Source organism: Marinobacter profundi (assembly GCF_002744715.1).
GTDB classification, from domain to species: domain Bacteria; phylum Pseudomonadota; class Gammaproteobacteria; order Pseudomonadales; family Oleiphilaceae; genus Marinobacter; species Marinobacter profundi.
The window spans coordinates 89,740-111,588 of record NZ_KZ319370.1 but is presented as its reverse complement, the minus strand read 5'-3'; the positions used below and the strand labels follow the sequence as shown (position 1 = coordinate 111,588).

Here is a 21,849-nt window from a genome sequence, read left to right as displayed (position 1 = left end):
ACATTACAAGAACCAACTGACCGGAAGACATCATGGCAAAGCAGTGGCTGATCGCCTTCGCACTGGTAGTCCTCGGCCTGGCCGCGGCCGGTACCTACACCTATCTCAGCCGTGGCGGCGAGGATGTTGCGGGCCAGGCCCGGCCACCAAGCATCGTCAATGCGACCGCGCCGGTGCTGGAAGTGGTACGGGATACCCTGTCTGCCGTCGGTAACCTGCGCTCCCGGGAAGCTGTGGAACTGACCACCGAGGTCAGTGGCCGTGTGGTGGAGCTGAACATTGCGCCCGGTGCCCGGGTGGCGCAGGGCCAGTTGCTGGTCCGCCTTGATGACCGCCAGGCCAGCGCTGACCTGCAGGTTGCCGAAGCGCAGCTGGCCGATGCCCGTCGCCAGTTTGAACGTGCCCGCAGCCTGCGCGCCAACAACAGTATTTCCCAGTCGCAGGTGGATGAGCTGCGCACCGCGCTCGATGTCGCCCGTGCCCAGCTCACGTCAGCCCGCACCCGGCTGGACAATCACCGCATCGAAGCACCCTTCGCCGGGGTGGTGGGGCTCAGTGAAATCAGCATTGGCGCCTACCTGGCGGCCGGTTCCGCGATCACCACGCTCGATGCCACCAATCCCATGGAGCTGAATTTCGCCATCCCCGAGCGTTTCCTCGGCCAGATCCGCCAGGGTCAGCCGGTCCAGGGGATGAGCCCGGCCTTCCCCTCCCAGAGCTTTGACGGCCGTCTGGTGGAACTGGGATCCCGCATTAACGAGCTCAGCCGCACCCTGCCGGTTCGGGCCCTGGTGGACAACGCCGAGGGCCGGTTGCGGCCCAACCAGTTCATGTCGGTCACCCTGGTACTGGGGGAGCGGGATGCCCTGGTCATTCCCGAGCAGGCGGTACTGATCCGCGGTGCCGATACCTATGTGTTTGTGGCCGATGACGGCAAGGCGCGGCGGGTTGCCGTGACCCTCGGCAGCCGTTCACCGGGTCGGGTGGAGGTGGTGACGGGCCTCACCGTGGACGACCAGGTGATTGTCACCGGTCAGGACCGGCTGAGCAGCGGTGATCGCATCGATGTGGTGGAGGATGACAGCGCCATCCCGGATAACCGTTTTGCCGTAACCCGGGAGTCGTAACCGATGATTCTGTCCGACGTCTCCATCAAGCGGCCGGTGTTCGCCACCGTGCTCAGCCTGCTGATCCTGGTATTCGGGATTGCGGCGTTGCTCGGCCTGCCGGTGCGGGAGTATCCGGACATCGACCCGCCGGTGGTGTCAATTTCCACGGATTACACCGGCGCAGCGGCGGAGGTGGTGGACACCCAGATCACCCAGGTTATTGAAGGGGCAGTCAGCGGGGTGGAGGGTATCCGTTCCATCGAATCCAGTACCGAACAGGGGGAATCCCGCACCACCATCGAGTTCCAGACCTCCCGTAACGTCGACATTGCCGCCAACGACATCCGCGATGCGGTGTCCCGGGTGGCGAACCAGTTGCCGGACGAGGCGGATCCTCCGGTGGTCCAGAAGGCCGACTCCGACGCCCGTCCCATGATGTGGATTACCCTGCGCAGCGAGGTCTGGGACAGCGCCGAGCTCAGTGACTTTGCCGATCGGGTGCTGGCCGACCGGCTCGCGGTACTCGATGGCGTGGCGGATGTCCGCATTGGCGGCGAGCGCCGTTACGCGATCCGGGTCTGGCTCGACCGCGAACGGCTGGCCGCCCGCGACATCACCGTTGCCGAGGTGGAACGGGCGTTGCGGGCCAACAACGTCGAATTGCCGGCCGGTTCGGTGGAATCCGCCACCCGGGACTTCACGGTGCGGGCCGAGGGCCGGCTGTCCACGGTGGAAGAATTCCGTAACCTGGTGATTCGCCGCGATGGCAACAATCTGCTGCGCCTGGGGGAGGTCGCCAACGTCCAGATGGGCGTGGAATCCGACACCAGCCGGTTGCGGGCCAACGGCCAGACTGCCATCGGCATGGGCATCATCCGCCAGTCCAAGTCCAACACGGTGGAGGTATCGAACCTGGTGCGGGCGGAGCTGGACAAGATTCGCGAGACCCTGCCGCCGGAAATCAGCATCACCGAAAGCTACGACGAATCCATCTTTATCCGCGCCTCGATCAGCGAGGTGATGACCACCCTGGCCATTGCGGTATCGCTGGTCATTCTGGTGATCTTCGTGTTCCTGCGGTCCTGGCGGGCCACCCTGATTCCGGCGGTGACCATTCCGGTGGCGGTGATTGGCGCGTTTATCGGGCTCGGCGCGCTGGGCTTCTCGATCAACGTGCTGACCCTGCTGGCGATCATCCTCGCCATCGGTCTGGTGGTGGACGACGCCATTGTCATGCTGGAAAACATCCAGCGCCGGATTGACGACGGCGAACCGCCGTTGCTGGCCAGTTACCGGGGTGCCAAGCAGGTGGCATTTGCGGTGATCGCCACCACCCTGACCCTGGTGGCGGTGTTTGTGCCGATTTCCTTTATGGGCGGCAACATTGGCCGGCTGTTTGCCGAGTTCGGGTTTACCCTGGCCACCGCGGTGGTGGTGTCCAGCCTGGTGGCACTGACCCTGGCACCAATGCTGTGTTCCAAGTGGCTCCGCCACAGTCCGGAGACGGTCGAAGGCCATCGCTTGTGGGCCGCCAGTGAACAGGTGCTGAACGGCCTGACCCACGGCTACGAGCGGCTGCTGCGGTTCTCTTTGCGCCAGCCCGGGCTGCTGATCGGCCTCGGCCTGGTGGGGTTGATCCTGGTGGCGATGATTTTCCCGCAACTGCCCCAGGAGCTGGCGCCTACCGAGGACCGCGGCGTGATCATCATGCCGTCCAAGGCCCCCCGGGGCTCCACGGTGGAGTACACCGATCATCACGTCCGCAAGGTGGAGCAGCAGTTACTGCCGTACCTGGAAGATGGCAGTGCCAATCGCCTGCTGTCCATCGTCGGCTTCCGCGAGGAGGCTGACAATGCCTTCCTGATCATGGGGTTGGCACCCTGGGATGAGAGGGACATCAAGCAACAGGCGATCACCAGCGAGCTGCGTTCCCGCCTGGCGGCCATTCCCGGCGTCCGTACCGTGGCGGTCAATCCGCCGGGGCTGGGCCAGCGCGGCTTCAGCCAGCCGCTGGAGTTTGTTATTGGCGGTCCGGATTATGAAACCGTGCAGGCCTGGAGTGAGGAAATCCTGGCCCGCGCCAAGGAAAACCCGCAACTGCTGAACCTGGAGACGGATTTCGAACTGACCCGTCCGGAACTGCGGGTCAATATTGACCGCGAGCGGGCGGCGGATCTCGATATCACGGTCGAAGATGTCGGGCTGACCCTGCAGACCATGCTGGCGTCCCGCCAGGTGACCACTTATATCGACCGCGGCCGCGAGTACGACGTGATTGTGCAGGCGGCCGATCTGGATCGGGCCACCCCGGAAGATCTCGGCCAGGTGTTCCTGCGGCCGCGGGCTGGCGGTGAGCTGATCCCGATGCAGGCGCTGGTATCGGTCACCGAAATCGGTGCCAACCCGGATCTCCGCCGGGTCGACCGGTTGCCTGCAGTGGTCATCAGCGGTTCTCTGGCAGAGGGCTACGACCTCGGCTCGGCGCTCACTTACCTCAACAATCTGGCGGTGGATAATCTGCCCCCGGAGGCCCGGGTCAGCTACAAGGGCCTGAGCCGTGAATTCGAGGAATCGTCGTCAGCGGTGTACGTCACCTTCGGGCTGGCATTCATCATCGTATTCCTGGTGCTGGCGGCGCAGTTTGAAAGCTGGATCCATCCGCTGATTATCATGCTGTCGGTGCCGCTGGCGGTGACCGGTGCGCTGATTGCCCTGCTGGTGTCCGGTATCAGTCTGAACATCTACAGCCAGATCGGCATTATCATGCTACTCGGATTGATGGCGAAGAACGGCATCCTGATTGTGGAGTTTGCCAACCAGCTGCGGGACAAGGGTTACGAAGTGCGGGACGCGATCCTGCAGGGTGCCATCCTGCGCTTCCGCCCGGTGCTGATGACCACCATCTCGACGGTGTTCGGGGCCATTCCGCTGGTAATGGCCAGCGGCGCCGGCGCCGAGAGCCGTGCCGCCATCGGTGTGGTTATTCTCGGTGGCCTGATCTTTGCCACCACCCTGACCCTGTTCATCATTCCGGTGCTGTATAATCTGCTCGCCCGGTTCGCCAAGTCCAGTAACGCAGTGGCGCTGGAGCTGGAAAAGCAGGCCAGCCTGGAGGGCGGTGGTCCTGGTTATGCCAGTGCGCCGCAGCAGCGGGCCGACGACTTCTGATGGCGAGGCCGGCAGGAGTGCCGGCCATTTTGCAGCAGAACAGGATCTACCATGCACAGTCAGTTCCGTTTGTTGGGGCAGCGGCGTTTTCTGCCGTTCTACCTCACCCAGTTTTCCGGTGCGTTCAACGATAACCTGTACAAGAATGCCCTGCTGTTGCTGATCACCTACAGCGCCGGCGGCCTGATGGGGCTGTCGGTGGATGTGGTGGTCAATTTTGCGGCGTTCCTGTTTATCCTGCCGTTCTTTCTGTTCTCCGGCATTGCCGGTCAGCTCGCCGATAAATACGAGAAGTCCCGCATCATCCGCGCGGTCAAGTTCCTGGAGATCGTGATCATGGCGCTGGCGGCGGTGGCGTTGTGGTTTGGCTGGTATGAGGTTTTGCTGGTGCTGCTGTTCCTGATGGGTACCCAGTCCACCTTCTTCGGTCCGGTCAAGTACGCCATCCTGCCGCAGGTGCTGGCGGACGACGAACTGGTCGGCGGCAATGCGCTGGTGGGCATGGGCACCTTTGTCGCCATCCTGTTGGGTACCATTGCCGCCGGCCTGCTGATGGGGTACGAGACCGCGGCGCGCCTGACCGCCATCGGAGTGGTGGTGATGGCGGTGCTGGGTTACCTCGCGGCACGCCAGGTACCGCAGACCGCGGCGGCGGCCGGGGACCTCAGGCTGAGCCTGCGGCCGGTGCGGGAAACCTGGCATCTCATGGTCCTGGCGGCAGAGCGGCGCCAGGTGCTGCTGGCGGTGCTGGCCATCTCCTGGTTCTGGTTCCTCGGTGCGGCGTACCTGACCCAGTTCCCCAACTTCGCCAGGACCAACCTGCGGGGCGACGAAACCGTGGTCACCTTGTTGCTGGCGCTGTTCACTATCGGTATCTCGGTGGGCTCGATGCTGTGCGAGCGGCTCACCGGACACCGGGTCAGCCTGCGGCTGGTGCCCTGGGGCGCGCTGGGGCTGAGCCTGCTGGGGGTGGATCTGTATTTCAGCGTACCGGAGGCGCCGGTGCCGTCCACCTGGCTGACCATGCTGACCGATCCCGTCTACCTCAGGGTGCTGGTCGATCTGATGGGCATTGGCATTGCCGGCGGTCTGTTCATTGTGCCGCTGTATGCCTACATCCAGCACGAAACGCCGTTCGGCAAGCGGGCCCGGCTGATTGCCGCACTTAATGTCATCAATGCCCTGTTCATGGTGGTCAGTGCGCTGGTGGCGATGGTGTTGCTCGGGGTGCTGGATTTCACCATTCCGGAATTCCTGCTCAGCCTGTCGCTGACCAACCTGTTAGTGGTTGCTAGCGCCTGGCGGCTGGCCAGGGTTGCAGTCAGCCCTTCCTGTGGATAATTGTTTGAACAACCCGCGCATAAGCGTTGAATAAAATTAATTAAAACCTTTTTTATCAGTTAGTTATGGTCATATTTCGGGCCTTTTGGCAGGCTCCCGTGATGTGGATAACTTTCTTGAAAACTTTTCTCAGGAGCGGGTTACAAGCTACTGAAAAGGATAAAATTTCACCAATTACCCATGATCCGGTCCGGCCCCGGCAGGGCACTTCAGACACCGTAGCGGGAGACCGATCCGTTACCGCCTTCCGCTTTTTCGGAAAGCTGGTTAAAATTTGCACATTCTGACTGCATTTTCCGGGGTGAGGCGTTATACTCCGCGGCCTGATTTTTATTCCCTTTTTCCCCTGAGGTGACGTGTGGATTTTCCGACCCGTTTCGATGTGATTGTCATTGGTGGTGGCCATGCCGGTACCGAGGCGGCACTGGCAGCTGCCCGCATGGGGTCACAGACCCTGCTGTTGACCCATAACATTGAAACCCTTGGCCAGATGTCCTGTAATCCGGCCATTGGTGGCATCGGCAAGAGCCATCTGGTGAAGGAAATCGATGCCCTGGGCGGAGCCATGGCGCGCGCGACCGACCAGGCCGGCATCCAGTTCCGCGTACTCAACAGCCGCAAGGGCCCGGCGGTGCGGGCCACCCGCGCCCAGGCCGATCGCATCCTGTACAAGGCGGCGATCCGCCACCTGCTGGAGAACCAGCCCAATCTGACCCTGTTCCAGCAGGCGGCTGACGACCTGCTGGTGGAAGGCGACCGGGTGACCGGTGTGGTTACCCAGACCGGCATCCGCTTCCATGCCCGCACCGTGGTGCTTACCACCGGGACCTTCCTGGGGGGCGTGATCCACATTGGCATGCAGCACCATGCCGGTGGCCGTGCCGGTGACGCGCCGGCCAATGCCCTGGCCAGACGACTGCGGGAACTGCCGTTCAACGTCGGCCGGCTGAAAACCGGCACGCCGCCGCGGATTGATGCCCGTACCGTGGATTTCTCGGTGATGCAGGAACAGTGGGGCGATGAGCCGACGCCGGTGATGTCCTTCATCGGCAGCCGTGACCAGCACCCGCAGCAGATCTGTTGCTACGTCACCCGAACCACCGAGCAGACCCACGACATCATCCGCAGCGGTTTTGACCGTTCGCCGATGTTCGCCGGCAACATCGAAGGGGTAGGCCCGCGCTACTGCCCGTCCATCGAGGACAAGGTCAATCGCTTTGCCGACAAGGACTCGCACCAGATTTTTGTCGAGCCGGAAGGCCTCACCACCCACGAGCTGTATCCCAACGGCATCTCAACCAGCCTGCCGTTTGATATCCAGCTGGCAGCGGTGCGCTCCATTCCCGGGTTCGAGCAGGCCCACATCACCCGGCCGGGCTATGCTATCGAGTACGATTTCCTCAACCCGCAGGATCTGCGTCACACCCTGGAGACCAAGTTTATCGGCGGTCTCTATTTTGCCGGCCAGATCAACGGCACCACCGGTTATGAAGAAGCCGGTGCCCAGGGCCTGCTGGCAGGCATCAACGCCGCACTGCAGGCCCAAGAGAAAGACCCCTGGTACCCGCGTCGTGACGAGGCCTACCTCGGGGTTCTGGTGGATGACCTGATTACCATGGGCACCTCCGAGCCCTACCGCATGTTTACCAGCCGCGCGGAATACCGGCTGATCCTGCGGGAAGACAATGCCGACCTGCGGCTGACCGAAACCGGCCGCAAGCTGGGCCTGGTGGATGACCACCGCTGGCAGCGTTTCAACACCAAGCGCGAGGCCATCGCCGGCGAGCGCAGCCGCCTCGAAACCACCCGGATTCACCCCGACTCCGCCGCCGGTGCGCGGGCCAACGGTTTCCTCAACCAGGCGCTGACCCGGGACCAGTCCCTGGCCGAGCTGCTGCGGCGGCCGGAAATCAGTTACCGCCACATTGCCGACATTGGCGAGGTCCGGGCGGAAGATCCGGACGTCGCCGAGCAGGTGGAGATCGAGATCAAGTACGAGGGCTACATCTCCCGCCAGGCCGACGAGATCGAGCGGTTGCGCCGCAACGAGAATACCTTGCTGCCGGCAGACCTGGACTACGACGTAATCGGCGGCCTGTCCAATGAGATCCGCCAGAAGCTGCAGACCGTCCGGCCGGAAACCGTGGCCCAGGCCTCCCGCATCCAGGGGGTGACCCCGGCGGCGATCTCCCAGTTGCTGGTGCACCTGAAAAAGCGTGACCTGCTGCGCAAGCAATCGGCCTGAGTACCCACGATGTCTGACACCATGTGGCAACAGCAGCTGGCGCAGGGCCTGCAGGAACTGGGTATTGAACTGGCTAGCGACCAACAGGCGCAGTTGCTGGCCTTCCTTGCCCTGCTCAACAAGTGGAACCGGGCCTACAACCTGACCGCGGTGCGCGAGCCGGCCGAGATGGTGTCACGCCAGCTGCTCGACAGCCTGAGTATCCTGCCCCGGGTGACCGCCGGCCACCTGCTGGATGTCGGCGCCGGTGGTGGTTTGCCCGGTATTCCGCTGGCCATCGCACTGCCCGGCACCCGCTTTACCCTGCTCGACAGCAACAGCAAGAAAACCCGTTTCCTCACTCAGTGCGTGCTGGAGCTCGGACTCACCAACGTCGAGGTCATCCATGGCCGCGCCGAGGCCTGCCAGCCCGACCAGCCGTTCCGCCAGATCAGCAGCCGGGCCTTTACTGCCCTCGCCAACCTGGTGAACTGGTGCGGGCAACTGCTGGCTGATGATGGCGAGTTCCTTGCCATGAAAGGCCAGTTTCCGGATGATGAGGTAGCCGCCCTGCCGGCGGGCTGGCGGGTAAGATCCCACCAGCCGTTGCAGGTGCCCGGCTGTACCGGGGAACGGCATCTGCTGATCATAGATCGCAGCACAGACCAGAACATCAACCAGACGGATTCCGGGACGGGAGGCTAGCCATGGCGCGAGTGATTGCGGTGACCAATCAGAAAGGCGGTGTCGGCAAGACCACCACCTGCGTCAATCTTGCGGCCTCGCTGGCGGCGACCCGGCGCCGGGTGCTGCTGGTGGATATGGATCCCCAGGGCAACGCCACCATGGGCAGCGGTGTCGACAAGAACAGCCTCGAGCGCTCCGGCTACGATGTACTGACCAAGCAGGCCACCGCCGCGGAAGTCATTATCCATGCCGAGGCATCCGGCTTTGACCTGCTGCCTGCCAACGGTGACCTCACTGCCGCCGAAGTGGCGCTGATGAACGAGATCGGCCGGGAATACCGGTTGCGACTGGCCATCAACAGCGTGCGGGAGAACTACGACTACATCCTCATCGACTGCCCGCCATCGCTCAGCCTGCTCACTGTCAACGCGTTGTCGGCAGCGGATACCGTACTGATCCCGATGCAGTGTGAATACTATGCACTGGAAGGCCTGGCGGCGCTGATGAACACCGTTGAACAGATCCAGGAAACGGTAAACCAGAACCTCCAGGTGGAGGGCATCCTGCGCACCATGTACGACCCCCGCAACAGCCTGACCCTGGATGTTTCCGGCCAGCTCAGCGAATATTTCGGCGACAAGGTCTACAAGGCGGTGATTCCCCGTAATGTCCGGCTCGCCGAGGCGCCCAGCTACGGCATGCCGGCGCTGAAATACGACCGGCTGTCCAAAGGGGCCATCGCCTATCTGGCGCTGGCCGGGGAAATGGTCCGTCGCCACGGCTCGGCAAAGACATCGCCGCCCGTTGCCGTGTAAGATAGCGGCCATACAGACGAACGACTTTCACCGGGAAGAATGACAAACACCATGGCGGCGAAGAAACGAGGATTGGGTGAGCGTGGACTGGGTGCACTGCTGGCGGGCTCCAAGGTCAGTCTCGACCAGGAGCTCAAGGGCCAGGACGGGGAACTCCGTGACATCCCGGTCGACCTGATCCAGCGTGGCCGTTACCAGCCCCGTCGTGACATGGATCCGGCCGCGCTCCAGGAACTGGCGGACTCGATCCGTCAGCAGGGGGTGATGCAGCCGGTGGTGGTGCGGCCGATTGCGGAAGGGCGCTATGAACTGATTGCCGGCGAACGGCGCTGGCGCGCCACCCAGATTGCCGAACTCGATCGCATTCCGGCCATCATCCGCGAGGTTCCGGACGATGCCGCCATTGCCATGGCACTGATCGAGAACATCCAGCGCGAGAACCTCAATCCGGTGGAAGAAGCCTTCGCCCTGCAGCGCCTGCAGGATGAATTTGGTCTGACCCAGGCCCAGGTCGCCGAGGCAGTGGGCAAGTCCCGTACCACCATCACCAACCTGCTGCGCCTGCTCGGCCTCACCGAGGACGTACGGGTTATGCTGGAGCACGGTGACCTTGAGATGGGCCATGGTCGCGCCATGCTGACCCTGCCCCCCGAACAGCAGATGCAGGTGGCCCGCATGGTGGTGGCCAAGTCGCTGTCGGTACGCCAGACCGAGGCCCTGGTCCGTCGCCTGCAGCAGGAGAATCCGCAGGCTGGCAAGCGCCCGAAGGGAACGCTGGACCCCAATATCCGCGCCCTGCAGGACGACCTTGCCGAACGCCTCGGGGCCCGGGTTTCCATCGACCATGGCCAGCGCGGCAAGGGCAAGCTGGTCATCGAGTACAGTTCGCTCGACGAACTGGATGGCATTCTGGGCCATATCAAATAACCCGCGCCCGCCGCGCGGTTTTCGGTACCGCTTTGCTGCGCCGAAAGAGCCCCCTACCAAAGTACGGTTTTCCGCCATTCCACAACATGTAGTGGTGGAAAACTGATCTGGCACCCATTTATGTCCGGAAGCCCGTAAACCGCGACAAATCGCGCCGTTTGACCGCATTTCCACCCCGGCAGTTTTGTTGATTAGTGCAAGTTGAACACCTATAATCTGCCGCGCTCGTATCGGTGTATTTGGTTATTTTCTGGACTGCATCGGATCAAAGCACCGTTTTTCCGGGACGAACATGACGAAGGCAAGCACCCGCGGCATCGGCCGCCCGCCCATCGCACGATGGTTTGTAATACAGAGTGTGGTACTGGTGTTCGTCAGCCTGGCCTTTTTATTTCGCAGCCAGGTCGCAGGTTATTCAGCGCTTCTGGGTGGGCTTATTTTTCTGCTGCCCCACGGTTACTTTGCGCTCAAGGCATTCCGCTACTCCGGCGCGCGGTCTGCCAGGAAGATCATGAGTTCTTTTTACCAGGGTGAGGCCGGCAAGCTCATCCTGTGCGCCATCCTCTTCACGATGGTGTTCAAATGGATTCAGCCGCTTGATGTAGCGGCACTTTTTTTAACATTTGCGATCATGCTGGTCACCAACTGGTTGACCCCGTTCTTTGCGAGCGGCAGAGCGCAGCGAAATTAACACGACCTGAGAGAACGTTATGGCAGGCAGTGCATCCGAATATATCCAGCATCACCTCCAGAACCTGACCTATGGCAAGCTTCCTGCCGGTTATGAGCGTGCCGATGGCACGGTGCTTGACCAGGCAACCTGGACCCTGGCCAAGACCGGTGCCGAAGCTTCCGACATGGGGTTCTGGGCGCTCCACGTTGATTCCCTCGGCTGGTCCGTTGGTCTGGGCCTGTTGTTCCTGTTTTTGTTCCGCCTGGCTGCCCGCCGTGCCACCAGTGATGTACCGGGTGGCTTGCAGAATTTCGTCGAAGTCATGGTCGAGTTTGTCGACAACAGTGTGAAGGAAACCTTCCACGGCAAGAACAAGGTGATCGCACCGCTGTCACTGACCATCTTCTGCTGGGTCTTCCTGATGAACCTGATGGACCTGGTGCCGGTTGACTTCCTGCCGCAGCTGTTCCACCTGGCGGGTGCCGATTACATGAAGGTGGTACCGACCACCGACGTTAACATCACGCTCGGCATGTCCCTCTCGGTGTTCGCGCTGATCATCTATTACAGCATCAAGGTCAAGGGTGTGGGCGGCTTCGTTGGTGAACTGACCTTGCATCCGTTCTCCTCAGACAACCTGTTCCTGAAGGTGCTGCTGATTCCGGTCAACCTGTTGCTGGAAGGTGTGAGCCTGCTGGCCAAGCCGATCTCACTGGCGCTGCGTCTGTTCGGTAACCTGTACGCCGGCGAGCTGATCTTCATCCTGATTGCGCTGCTGCCCCTGTGGGCACAGTGGACGCTGTCAGTGCCCTGGGCGATTTTCCACATCCTGATCATCACCCTGCAGGCCTTCATCTTCATGATGCTGACGATCGTGTACCTGAGCATGGCCCACGAGGACAGTCACTGACTGGGCGCTGAAACCGTAGTTTTTAAACCGTAACCCTTAAACTTAAACTGAAAACCTAACTGAAACTGGGAGTTATCATGGAAACTGTAGTTGGAATGACCGCGATTGCTGTTGCACTGCTGATCGGCCTGGGCGCTCTGGGCACCGCTATCGGCTTTGGTATCCTCGGTGGCAAGTTCCTGGAAGGCGCTGCGCGTCAGCCGGAAATGACCCCGATGCTGCAGGTCAAGATGTTCATCGTTGCCGGTCTGCTGGACGCCGTGACCATGATCGGTGTTGGTATCGCACTGTTCTTCACCTTCGCCAACCCGTTTGTAGGTCAGCTTTAATCGGGTCGCCATCCCGGGGATCACAACTCCCCGGTTTGTTGATTCACTACACAACAGGCGAGAGGTGAAGACGTGAACATCAATTTGACGATTATTGGTCAAGCCATCGCGTTCTTTATCTTTGTCGTTTTCTGCATGAAGTACGTATGGCCGCCGGTGATGGCTGCCCTGCAGGAGCGTCAAAAGAAGATCGCTGACGGACTGGCTGCCTCAGATCGTGCGGCACGTGACTTGGAACTGGCTCAGGAAAAGTCAGCCCAGGAACTGCGTGAAGCCAAGCAGCAGGCGGCAGCCCTGATCGAGCAGGCCAACAAGCGCGCCAATCAGATTGTGGAGGCCTCCAAGGAGGACGCTCGCAAGGAAGGTCAGAAGCTGATTGAGCAGGCCAAGGCCGAAATCGAGCAGGAGCGCAATCAGGCTCGTGACGCGCTGCGTGCAGAAATTGCCGCTATCGCGATTGCCGGTGCTGAGAAGATCCTGGAAACCTCTGTCGATGCCACCAAACACAGCGAGATGCTGGACAAGCTGGCAGCAGAACTCTAAACGACGAGGTTCATCATGGCAGAACTGAGAACGCTGGCCCGTCCTTACGCCAAGGCAGCATTTCAGGCCGCTCAGGACCAGCAACAGCTGGCTGACTGGTCCGAGCTGCTGACCCTGGCCGGACAGATCGCCGCGAACGCCGTAGTAAGACAGCTTCTCGCTAATCCGGGAATGGCAGAAACCAGAAAGGCCGAGCTGATCCTCGAAGTGACTGAAAAGTCCGTTTCCGAGCCGATCCGCAACTTCTTCATGGTTCTTGCCGAGAACCGCCGACTGGCTCTGCTTCCCGAGATTGCAGCGCTCTTCAACACGTACCGGGCTGATCTTGAGCGCACTGTTGATATTGAAGTAACCGCAGCGTTCGAGCTGACGGAAGAACAGCAACAGAAGCTCGCCCAGGCACTGTCGACAAAACTGGACCGCAAGGTTTCACTCGCGGCGTCAATGGACAAGTCTCTGATCGGTGGTGTGGTTGTACGCACCGGCGATCTGGTCATTGACGCGTCTGTCCGCGGAAAGCTGACCAAACTGGCCGACGCACTGGGCTCCTGATTTCAGCACAAGGTTTGAGGATAAAGGCATGCAGCAACTGAATCCATCCGAGATCAGTGACATCATCAAGAAGAGAATCGAGAAGCTCGACATCTCTTCCGAAGCAAAGAACGAAGGTACGATCCTGTCGGTTTCCGACGGTATCGTGCTGATCCACGGTCTCGCCGACGTTATGTACGGTGAGATGATTGAATTTGCCAACGGCACATTCGGTATGGCGCTGAACCTCGAGCGCGATTCCGTTGGTGCGGTGGTACTGGGTGACTACGAAGACCTGGCCGAAGGTCAGAAGGTTCGTTGCACCGGTCGTATCCTGGAAGTACCGGTAGGCCGGGAACTGCTGGGCCGCGTTGTTGACGGTCTGGGTAACCCGATCGACGGCAAGGGCGAGCTGGGCACCGAGCTGACCTCTCCGGTCGAAAAGGTGGCGCCAGGCGTTATCGCCCGTCAGTCCGTTGACCAGCCGGTACAGACCGGTCTGAAAGCCATCGACACCATGGTGCCGATCGGTCGTGGCCAGCGTGAGCTGATCATCGGTGACCGCCAGATCGGTAAGACCGCGGTGGCAATCGACGCGATCATCAACCAGAAGCACACCGGCATCAAGTGTATCTACGTTGCCGTTGGCCAGAAGCAGTCTTCCATCGCTGCCGTGGTGCGCAAGCTCGAAGAGCACGGCGCCATGGACCACACCATCGTGGTTGCCGCCGGTGCTGCCGATCCTGCAGCGATGCAGTTCCTGGCACCGTACTCCGGTACCTCCATGGGTGAGTACTTCCGTGACCGCGGTGAAGACGCGCTGATCGTTTACGACGATCTGTCCAAGCAGGCTGTGGCATACCGCCAGATCTCCCTGCTGCTGCGTCGTCCGCCGGGCCGTGAAGCCTACCCGGGTGACGTGTTCTACCTGCACTCCCGTCTGCTGGAGCGCGCGTCCCGCGTTAACGCCGACTACGTAGAGCAGTTCACCAACGGTGAAGTGAAAGGCCAGACCGGTTCCCTGACCGCGCTGCCGATCATCGAGACCCAGGCCGGCGACGTATCCGCGTTCGTACCGACCAACGTGATCTCCATCACCGACGGCCAGATCTTCCTGGAAACCAACCTGTTCAACTCTGGTATCCGTCCGGCCATGAACGCCGGTATCTCGGTATCCCGGGTTGGTGGTGCGGCCCAGACCAAGATCATGAAGAAGCTCGGTGGTAACATCCGTCTGGCCCTGGCCCAGTACCGTGAACTCGCCGCTTTCGCCCAGTTCGCTTCCGATCTTGACGAAGCAACGCGCAAGCAGCTCGAGCACGGTCAGCGTGTTACCGAACTCATGAAGCAGAACCAGTACAGCCCGCTGTCGGTGGCTGAAATGGGTACCGTTCTGTTTGCAGCCAACGAAGGCTTCCTGGACGACGTTGATGTCGACAAGGTTGTGAAGTTTGAAGCCCAACTGCTGGACTGGATGCGGTCCGAGCAGAAGGCACTTCTCGACAAGATCAACGAGAAAGGCGATTACAACGATGAAATCGCTGCCGGCCTGAAAGCTGCACTTGAGAAATTCAAGACCACTCAGAGCTGGTAAGAAGTCGGCCTGCGATTTGTCGCAGGCCGCTTTTCGTAGCAACGAGTGTCTAACTTGAGAAGGCAGTGAGTTATGGCCGTCGGCAAAGAAATACGTAACCAGATTTCGAGCATCAAGAGCACGCAGAAGATCACCAGCGCCATGGAAATGGTGGCGGCGAGCAAGATGCGCAAGGCTCAGGAACGCATGCAGGCTACCCGCCCGTATGCGGAGAAGATGCGTCAGGTGATCGGGCACATTGCCAAGGCGAATGCTCAGTACAAGCACCCGTTCATGGTCGAGCGCGACGTCAAGCGTGTTGGCTATATCGTGGTGTCAACTGATCGTGGCCTCTGCGGTGGTCTGAACATCAACCTGTTCAAAGCGCTTGTCCGTGAAATGCGAGCGTGGAAAGAGAAAGGCGTGGAAACCGATCTGTGTGCCATCGGACAGAAAGGTGCGTCGTTCTTCCGGAGCTATGGCGGTAACGTCATTGCGGCGCTGACTCACCTCGGTGACAGCCCGAGCTCCGAACAACTCATCGGCAACGTCAAGGTGATGCTGGACGCGTTCTCCGAGGGCAAGATCGATCGTCTGTATCTTGTCAGCAACGAGTTCGTGAACACCATGACCCAGAGCCCGCAGGTGGAGCAGTTGTTGCCCCTGCCTCCGAGCGAAGACGAAGAGATCAAGAACCAGTGGGATTATCTCTACGAGCCCGATGCCAGGCAGATCCTCGATGGCCTTCTGCCACGTTTCATAGAGTCCCAGGTTTACCAGGGTGTGGTAGAGAATCTGGCATGTGAACAGGCCGCCCGGATGATCGCCATGAAGAGCGCAACTGATAACGCCGGTAGCATTATCGACGAACTTCAGCTGGCTTATAACAAGGCGCGTCAGGCAGCCATCACCCAAGAGATTTCAGAGATTGTGAGCGGTGCGGCTTCGGTCTGATCCACCCCACAGTCCAACTGGTTTTATTGACTATTAGATAACGAGGAACCGAGCATGAGTAGCGGACAAATCGTTCAGATCATTGGCGCGGTTATCGACGTGGAATTCCCACGTGACTCCGTACCCAAAGTGTATGACGCACTGCTGCTTGAAGGTGGCGAAACAACTCTGGAAGTCCAGCAGCAGCTGGGTGACGGCATTGTTCGTACCATCGCCATGGGCAGCACCGAGGGCCTGAAGCGTGGCCTGACAGCAACAAACACCGGCGCACCGATTTCGGTACCGGTTGGTACTGCCACACTGGGCCGTATCATGGACGTTCTGGGTCGTCCCATCGACGAACAGGGCGAGATCGGCGAAGAAGAGCGCTGGGGTATCCACCGCAAGGCTCCGGGCTATGCAGACCAGTCTGCCTCTGCCGACCTGCTGGAAACCGGCATCAAGGTTATCGACCTGATCTGCCCGTTCGCCAAGGGTGGTAAGGTTGGCCTGTTCGGTGGCGCCGGCGTCGGCAAGACCGTAAACATGATGGAACTGATCAACAACATCGCGAAAGAGCACTCCGGTCTCTCCGTATTCGCCGGTGTTGGTGAGCGGACCCGGGAAGGTAACGACTTCTACTATGAAATGAAGGAGTCCAACGTTCTCGACAAAGTGGCCATGGTTTACGGCCAGATGAACGAGCCCCCCGGAAACCGTCTGCGTGTGGCCCTGACCGGTCTCACCATGGCCGAGAAGTTCCGTGACGAAGGTCGTGACGTACTGTTGTTCGTTGACAACATCTACCGTTACACCCTGGCCGGTACCGAGGTATCTGCACTGCTCGGCCGTATGCCGTCTGCAGTAGGTTACCAGCCGACTCTGGCCGAAGAGATGGGTCAGCTGCAGGAGCGGATCACCTCCACCAAGAACGGTTCTATCACCTCGATCCAGGCGGTCTACGTACCGGCGGACGATTTGACTGACCCGTCGCCTGCAACCACCTTCTCGCACCTGGATGCGACTGTGGTACTGAGCCGTGACATCGCCTCCAAGGGTATCTACCCGGCGATCGATCCGCTGGACTCCACCTCTCGTCAGCTGGATCCGCTGATCATCGGTCACGAGCACTACGAGGTCGCCCGTGGCGTGCAGACCAACCTGCAGCGCTACAAGGAACTGAAAGACATCATCGCGATCCTGGGTATGGACGAGCTGTCAGAAGAAGACAAGCTGACCGTAGCCCGCGCCCGTAAGATCGAGCGTTTCTTGTCCCAGCCGTTCCACGTTGCTGAGGTATTCACCGGTTCTCCCGGTAAGTACGTTCCGCTGAAGGAAACCATCAGCAGCTTCAAGGGCATCCTCAACGGCGACTATGACGACATGCCTGAACAGGCGTTCTACATGGTCGGCAGCATCGAGGAAGCGGTCGAGAAAGCGAAGGAAATGAAGGCGAAGGGCGACAAGTAACCTGAGCCATTGTTTCCGGATCGATCAAAGAGGCAACTGACATGGGTATGACCGTGCATTGTGATGTGGTAAGTGCCGAAACAAAGATCTATTCCGGATTGGTTGAGATGCTGATCGCGGCGGGTTCTGAAGGTGACCTGGGTATCGCCCCGGGTCACACCCCGCTGCTGACAGAATTGAAGCCGGGCCCTATTCGGATCATCAAGCAGGGTGGTGAAGAAGAGATTCTTTACGTATCCGGCGGATATCTGGAAGTGCAGCCCAATCTGGTAACTTTGTTGGCCGATACAGCCGTTCGGGCCAAGGATGTGGACGAAGCTGCCGCTATCGAAGCCCAGAAGGCGGCCGAGACTGCACTTGCCAACAAGACCGGTGAATTCGAGTATTCCCGTGCCGCTGCCGAACTGGCCGAAGCTGTTGCCCAGCTTCGCACCATTCAGCAGCTGCGCCGCAAAGTGCGTTAAGCGCTTTCGGTCAGGAGTTACCGAACACCCGAAGCCGCATCCCCGACCGGGGCGGGCCAGCTATGTTCCTGCTGACCCGTTTCCACAGGGGCTGCGGCTTTTTTCTATTTTCCAGCACAGCGGATTAACGCGCGGGAGCGTTGAACGGATATGACACCTCTTCACGTCGTGATCCTGGCAGCGGGCCAGGGCTCCAGAATGAAATCGTCGTTGCCCAAGGTCCTGCACCGGGTGGCCGGCAAGCCGATGCTGCACCATGTGATCGATACCGCCCGGCAACTGGGCGCTTCCGGCATCCACACGGTGATCGGCCATGGTGCCGAGCAGGTCCGCACCGCCACTGCGCAATCCGACCTGAGTTGGGTGCTGCAGGAGCAACAGCTGGGCACCGGTCACGCCGTCGCCCAGGCCCTGCCGCAGCTGCCGGACGACGCCAGCGTCCTGGTGCTTTATGGCGACGTACCGCTGACCCGTCGGGAGACCCTGGAGAACCTGATCTCACAGGTAAGTGAGCAGTCACTTGCACTGCTGACCGTCAACCTCGACAACCCTGATGGTTACGGTCGTATCCTGCGGGATCAGGACGGCCGGGTAACCGCCATCGTCGAACAGAAAGACGCCAGCGCCGCCCAGCAGCAGATCTCCGAGGTCAATACCGGAATTCTTGCGGTGTCTGCCGGCCACCTGAAAGACTGGCTGCCCCGGCTGTCCAACAGCAATGCCCAGGGCGAGTACTACCTCACCGACATCATTGCCATGGCGGTGGCTTACGGGCTCGAGGTGAAGGTCTCGCAGCCGGCCAACCCCTTCGAGGTCCAGGGGGTCAACAACCGTATCCAGCTGGCGGAGCTCGAGCGCTGGTACCAGGCCCGCGAAGCCGAGCGGCTGATGACCGAAGGCGCTACCCTGGCGGATCCGGCCCGGGTGGACGTTCGTGGTGAGCTGACCATCGGCAACGACGTGCTGATCGATGTCAACGTGATCTTTGAAGGCCGGGTAACCCTTGGCAGCAACGTTTCCATCGGCCCGGGCTGCGTGATCCGGGACGCCACCATCGCGGACGGCGCCGACATCAAGGCCAACAGCGTGATCGAAGGTGCCATCGTCGGTGCCCATGCCCAAGTCGGGCCGTTTGCGCGGTTGCGCCCGGGTACCGAGCTGGCAGCCAACACCAAGGTGGGCAACTTTGTCGAAACCAAGAAGGCGCTGGTGGGTGAGGGCAGCAAGATCAACCACCTGAGTTATGTGGGCGATGCCGAGCTGGGCCGTAATGTGAATGTGGGTGCGGGAACCATCACCTGTAATTATGATGGGGTAAACAAGTTCCGTACCGTCATTGGAGACGACGTGTTCGTGGGCTCCAACAACTCCCTGGTGGCTCCGGTGACGATCGACAAGGGCGCGACCCTTGGTGCCGGTTCCACCATCACCCGTGATGTCGGGGAAGGGGAACTGGCGGTGGCCCGTGGTCGTCAGCGAAATATCGATAACTGGGACCGGCCGGTCAGGAAATCCTGAGGGCTTACGGGCTGTAAACAGCAACAACGAATTGAGAAACGTCGGGACAGGTAACTGAGCTATGTGCGGAATTGTAGGTGCGGTATCGGAAAGGGATGTTCAGGGTATTCTGCTGGAGGGGCTGCGTCGCCTCGAATACCGGGGCTACGATTCCGCTGGCATGGCGGTGTTGCAGGCGGATGGCAGCATCCGGCGGGCCCGGGAAGTGGGCAAGGTCGCCGCGCTGGCCGATGCCATAGCGGAAACCCCCTGCCGTGGTGACCTGGGGATTGCCCACACCCGTTGGGCTACCCACGGCGAACCGTCCCGGCTCAATGCCCACCCCCATATGTCCGGCGACCGGCTGGCCATCGTCCATAACGGCATCATCGAGAACTACCAGGAGCTGCGCGACCAGCTCAAAGCGGCCGGCTTCGAGTTCACCTCGCAGACCGACACCGAGGTGGTCGTCCACCTGATCGAGCAGGAATACCGCCGTACCGGGGCGCTGATCGAAGCCGTGCGCGCGGCGATCGGCCAGCTCCGCGGTGCCTACGCGCTGGCGGTCATGCACGCCGACGAACCGGACCACCTGGTGGTGTGCCGCGAAGGCAGTCCGCTGGTGGTGGGCGTCGGCATCGGCGAGAACTTCATCGCCTCGGACCAGCTGGCCCTGCTGCCGGTGACCGACCGTTTCATGTTCCTTGAAGAGGGCGACCTGGCCGATATCCGCCGCGACAGCGTCAAAATCTGGGACCGCAGCGGTGCCCCGGCCGACCGCGGCATCACCCGGTTTGAACACGGCGCGGATTCTGCCGACAAGGGCGAATACCGCCATTACATGCTCAAGGAAATCTACGAGCAGCCCAAGGTTATCAAGGCCACCATGGAAGGCCGCGTCACCGCCTCCCGGGTGCTGGAGCAGGCCCTGGGTACCGAAGCCGGCAAACTGCTGGAAAACGTTCGCCATGTCCAGATCATTGCCTGCGGCACCAGCTACCATGCCGGCATGGTAGCCCGATACTGGATCGAAGAGCTGGCCGGAGTACCCTGTTCGGTGGAGGTGGCATCGGAATTCCGCTATCGCAAGCACGTGATCCAGCCCGACACCCTGTTCCTCTGCATCTCCCAGTCCGGCGAGACCGCCGATACCCTGGCCGCGCTGCGTCAGGCCAAGGCGGCCGGCTTCCGCGCCGCGCTGGCGATCTGCAACGTACCGGGCAGTTCTCTGGTGCGGGAGTCGGATCTGGTGATCATGACCCAGGCCGGCCCGGAGATCGGGGTGGCGTCCACCAAGGCCTTTACTACCCAGCTCACTGCGCTGTTGCTGTTCACCCTGGCACTGGCCCGTCATAACGGACTCAGTGAGCAGCAGGAAGCCGAGATCATCGCGGCAATCCATCAGTTGCCCGGCCAGGTCGAACAAGTGCTGGCGCTGGACAGCGACATTGCCGAGCTGGCCCGAGCCTTCATGGACAAGAACCACAGCCTGTTCCTGGGCCGCGGTGCCATGTACCCGGTGGCCCAGGAAGGCGCCCTCAAGCTCAAGGAAATCTCCTACATCCACGCCGAGGCCTACCCGGCGGGTGAGCTCAAGCATGGCCCGCTGGCCCTGGTGGACAGCGAAATGCCGGTGGTCACCGTGGCGCCCAACAACGACCTGGTGGAAAAGCTCAAATCCAACCTGGAAGAAGTCCGCGCCCGCGGTGGCGAACTGTTCGTGTTTGCCGACAAGGCCGCCGAGGTGAAGGCCGGCGATGGCATCCACGTCCTGCAGATCCCGCCGGTCCACCCGATCACCGCACCGATTGTCTACACCGTACCGTTGCAGCTGCTGTCTTATCACGTCGCGGTGCTCAAGGGCACCGACGTCGACCAGCCGCGTAACCTGGCGAAGAGTGTGACGGTGGAGTGAGGGCCGGGTAGCGGTACGGGGCTATTCATCCCGTCGGTCCCCGAACGGGGACCGCGGGCAGGCGCTGTGGAAACTACATATCTCCCTGAAGTGTCCGGAAAAACTGTTTAACCTATTGTTTTAAAATACAAAAATCCTGTTTCACCGGTCGCCCCCGCAGCCCCCCGTGGCGGTTTGACCGAAGTTTACAATTGAGGGATGGTGCGGCCCTTCGCAGCTGACTAGTATTCGCGGCAGATTGATGATTAACCAATTTTGCCGGATTTCCGTTGCCCATGAAGCGCTCGCCCCTGTCTGCATTCTTCGCCTTGCTGCTGCTTTCCGTGTCGGCCTTTGCCGCGCCGGAACTGACAATCCGTCACGGGGCCCAGACCCTGGTTTTCGACCGGGAGGAACTGGAGACCTTTCCGCAGACCACCATCGTAACGGCGACGCCGTATTTTGACGGCACACGGGAGTTTACCGGGCCCACCCTGAGGCGGGTGCTGGAGGCGTTTGGCCTGGCCGGTCAGCGCGGGCTGACCTTCCGTGCCCTCAACGATTACCAGGTGACGGCAACCCTCGACGAGTTGATGGGCTTGGGGGCCATTGTTGCGACCCGGATGGATGGCAACCTTATGTCGGTGCGCAATCGCGGCCCGTTCTGGATCATGTTGCCGCTGTCGGACCGCCCGGCACTGAACAATGAGACCTTTCACCGCTACATGGTCTGGCAATTGTCCGCTATCGAGCTGGACTGA

19 protein-coding genes are annotated in these 21,849 nt (G+C 60.9%); all 19 read left to right on the top strand.

Going from position 1 to position 21,849, the window contains the following annotated elements; genetic code table 11:
* Positions 1-32: 32 nt before the first annotated feature.
* The 19 genes from CLH61_RS08525 to CLH61_RS08435 all read left to right on the top strand — a co-directional run bounded on the left by CLH61_RS08525 (position 33) and on the right by CLH61_RS08435 (position 21,849).
* Positions 33-1,127 carry an efflux RND transporter periplasmic adaptor subunit gene (locus CLH61_RS08525; RefSeq protein WP_099614304.1) on the top strand — a complete coding sequence of 365 codons (1,095 nt, stop codon included), beginning with the start codon at positions 33-35 and terminating at the stop codon, positions 1,125-1,127.
* A 3-nt stretch (positions 1,128-1,130) separates the two neighbouring features.
* Positions 1,131-4,277 carry an efflux RND transporter permease subunit gene (locus tag CLH61_RS08520; RefSeq protein ID WP_099614303.1) on the top strand — a complete coding sequence of 1,049 codons (3,147 nt, stop codon included), beginning with the start codon at positions 1,131-1,133 and terminating at the stop codon, positions 4,275-4,277.
* A gap of 51 nt (positions 4,278-4,328) precedes the next feature.
* Positions 4,329-5,618: an MFS transporter gene (locus CLH61_RS08515; protein WP_099614302.1), complete on the top strand. Its 1,290-nt coding sequence runs from the start codon at positions 4,329-4,331 to the stop codon at positions 5,616-5,618.
* A gap of 358 nt (positions 5,619-5,976) precedes the next feature.
* Positions 5,977-7,863 carry a tRNA uridine-5-carboxymethylaminomethyl(34) synthesis enzyme MnmG gene (gene mnmG / locus CLH61_RS08510; protein WP_099614301.1) on the top strand — a complete coding sequence of 629 codons (1,887 nt, stop codon included), beginning with the start codon at positions 5,977-5,979 and terminating at the stop codon, positions 7,861-7,863.
* Between the two features lie 9 nt (positions 7,864-7,872).
* Positions 7,873-8,547 (top strand): 16S rRNA (guanine(527)-N(7))-methyltransferase RsmG, encoded by a 675-nt coding sequence (gene rsmG, locus CLH61_RS08505; RefSeq protein WP_099614300.1) that lies wholly within the window; start codon positions 7,873-7,875, stop codon positions 8,545-8,547.
* A 2-nt stretch (positions 8,548-8,549) separates the two neighbouring features.
* Positions 8,550-9,344 (top strand): ParA family protein, encoded by a 795-nt coding sequence (locus tag CLH61_RS08500; RefSeq protein WP_099614299.1) that lies wholly within the window; start codon positions 8,550-8,552, stop codon positions 9,342-9,344.
* A 51-nt stretch (positions 9,345-9,395) separates the two neighbouring features.
* The gene (locus CLH61_RS08495) at positions 9,396-10,271 is read left to right on the top strand and encodes a ParB/RepB/Spo0J family partition protein (RefSeq protein ID WP_099614298.1); all 876 of its coding nucleotides are present in this window, start codon (positions 9,396-9,398) and stop codon (positions 10,269-10,271) included.
* Positions 10,272-10,563: 292 nt separating this feature from the next.
* Positions 10,564-10,962 carry a F0F1 ATP synthase subunit I gene (locus CLH61_RS08490; RefSeq protein WP_099614297.1) on the top strand — a complete coding sequence of 133 codons (399 nt, stop codon included), beginning with the start codon at positions 10,564-10,566 and terminating at the stop codon, positions 10,960-10,962.
* A 19-nt stretch (positions 10,963-10,981) separates the two neighbouring features.
* Positions 10,982-11,854: a F0F1 ATP synthase subunit A gene (gene atpB, locus CLH61_RS08485; protein WP_099614296.1), complete on the top strand. Its 873-nt coding sequence runs from the start codon at positions 10,982-10,984 to the stop codon at positions 11,852-11,854.
* A gap of 77 nt (positions 11,855-11,931) precedes the next feature.
* Positions 11,932-12,183, top strand: coding sequence for a F0F1 ATP synthase subunit C (gene atpE, locus CLH61_RS08480; protein WP_099614295.1), 252 nt, complete (start codon positions 11,932-11,934; stop codon positions 12,181-12,183).
* 72 nt (positions 12,184-12,255) lie between these two features.
* Positions 12,256-12,726, top strand: a complete 471-nt coding sequence (locus tag CLH61_RS08475) for a F0F1 ATP synthase subunit B (protein WP_099614294.1) — start codon at positions 12,256-12,258, stop codon at positions 12,724-12,726.
* 15 nt (positions 12,727-12,741) lie between these two features.
* Positions 12,742-13,278 (top strand): F0F1 ATP synthase subunit delta, encoded by a 537-nt coding sequence (locus CLH61_RS08470; protein WP_099614293.1) that lies wholly within the window; start codon positions 12,742-12,744, stop codon positions 13,276-13,278.
* 28 nt (positions 13,279-13,306) lie between these two features.
* Positions 13,307-14,851, top strand: a complete 1,545-nt coding sequence (gene atpA, locus CLH61_RS08465; protein ID WP_099614292.1) for a F0F1 ATP synthase subunit alpha — start codon at positions 13,307-13,309, stop codon at positions 14,849-14,851.
* Between the two features lie 72 nt (positions 14,852-14,923).
* Positions 14,924-15,784 carry a F0F1 ATP synthase subunit gamma gene (gene atpG, locus CLH61_RS08460; protein WP_099614291.1) on the top strand — a complete coding sequence of 287 codons (861 nt, stop codon included), beginning with the start codon at positions 14,924-14,926 and terminating at the stop codon, positions 15,782-15,784.
* A gap of 54 nt (positions 15,785-15,838) precedes the next feature.
* Positions 15,839-17,233 (top strand): F0F1 ATP synthase subunit beta, encoded by a 1,395-nt coding sequence (atpD, locus tag CLH61_RS08455; protein WP_099614290.1) that lies wholly within the window; start codon positions 15,839-15,841, stop codon positions 17,231-17,233.
* A 41-nt stretch (positions 17,234-17,274) separates the two neighbouring features.
* Positions 17,275-17,697 carry a F0F1 ATP synthase subunit epsilon gene (locus tag CLH61_RS08450; protein ID WP_099614289.1) on the top strand — a complete coding sequence of 141 codons (423 nt, stop codon included), beginning with the start codon at positions 17,275-17,277 and terminating at the stop codon, positions 17,695-17,697.
* A gap of 150 nt (positions 17,698-17,847) precedes the next feature.
* Positions 17,848-19,215 (top strand): bifunctional UDP-N-acetylglucosamine diphosphorylase/glucosamine-1-phosphate N-acetyltransferase GlmU, encoded by a 1,368-nt coding sequence (gene glmU, locus CLH61_RS08445; protein WP_099614288.1) that lies wholly within the window; start codon positions 17,848-17,850, stop codon positions 19,213-19,215.
* 61 nt (positions 19,216-19,276) lie between these two features.
* Positions 19,277-21,109, top strand: coding sequence for a glutamine--fructose-6-phosphate transaminase (isomerizing) (gene glmS, locus CLH61_RS08440; RefSeq protein ID WP_099614287.1), 1,833 nt, complete (start codon positions 19,277-19,279; stop codon positions 21,107-21,109).
* Between the two features lie 275 nt (positions 21,110-21,384).
* Positions 21,385-21,849: a putative pterin-binding protein gene (locus CLH61_RS08435; RefSeq protein WP_099614286.1), complete on the top strand. Its 465-nt coding sequence runs from the start codon at positions 21,385-21,387 to the stop codon at positions 21,847-21,849.

Bases quoted from the DNA above. Each gene is read 5' to 3' on its own strand.
- glmU (WP_099614288.1), top strand. From the start codon at position 17,848: ATGACACCTCTTCACGTCGTGATCCTGGCAGCGGGCCAGGGCTCCAGA.
- CLH61_RS08520 (WP_099614303.1), top strand. From the start codon at position 1,131: ATGATTCTGTCCGACGTCTCCATCAAGCGGCCGGTGTTCGCCACCGTG.
- CLH61_RS08495 (WP_099614298.1), top strand. From the start codon at position 9,396: ATGGCGGCGAAGAAACGAGGATTGGGTGAGCGTGGACTGGGTGCACTG.
- atpG (WP_099614291.1), top strand. From the start codon at position 14,924: ATGGCCGTCGGCAAAGAAATACGTAACCAGATTTCGAGCATCAAGAGC.
- CLH61_RS08500 (WP_099614299.1), top strand. From the start codon at position 8,550: ATGGCGCGAGTGATTGCGGTGACCAATCAGAAAGGCGGTGTCGGCAAG.
- rsmG (WP_099614300.1), top strand. From the start codon at position 7,873: ATGTCTGACACCATGTGGCAACAGCAGCTGGCGCAGGGCCTGCAGGAA.
- CLH61_RS08435 (WP_099614286.1), top strand. From the start codon at position 21,385: ATGAAGCGCTCGCCCCTGTCTGCATTCTTCGCCTTGCTGCTGCTTTCC.
- atpD (WP_099614290.1), top strand. From the start codon at position 15,839: ATGAGTAGCGGACAAATCGTTCAGATCATTGGCGCGGTTATCGACGTG.
- atpA (WP_099614292.1), top strand. From the start codon at position 13,307: ATGCAGCAACTGAATCCATCCGAGATCAGTGACATCATCAAGAAGAGA.
- CLH61_RS08470 (WP_099614293.1), top strand. From the start codon at position 12,742: ATGGCAGAACTGAGAACGCTGGCCCGTCCTTACGCCAAGGCAGCATTT.
- atpE (WP_099614295.1), top strand. From the start codon at position 11,932: ATGGAAACTGTAGTTGGAATGACCGCGATTGCTGTTGCACTGCTGATC.
- CLH61_RS08525 (WP_099614304.1), top strand. From the start codon at position 33: ATGGCAAAGCAGTGGCTGATCGCCTTCGCACTGGTAGTCCTCGGCCTG.
- CLH61_RS08490 (WP_099614297.1), top strand. From the start codon at position 10,564: ATGACGAAGGCAAGCACCCGCGGCATCGGCCGCCCGCCCATCGCACGA.
- glmS (WP_099614287.1), top strand. From the start codon at position 19,277: ATGTGCGGAATTGTAGGTGCGGTATCGGAAAGGGATGTTCAGGGTATT.
- CLH61_RS08515 (WP_099614302.1), top strand. From the start codon at position 4,329: ATGCACAGTCAGTTCCGTTTGTTGGGGCAGCGGCGTTTTCTGCCGTTC.
- CLH61_RS08450 (WP_099614289.1), top strand. From the start codon at position 17,275: ATGGGTATGACCGTGCATTGTGATGTGGTAAGTGCCGAAACAAAGATC.
- atpB (WP_099614296.1), top strand. From the start codon at position 10,982: ATGGCAGGCAGTGCATCCGAATATATCCAGCATCACCTCCAGAACCTG.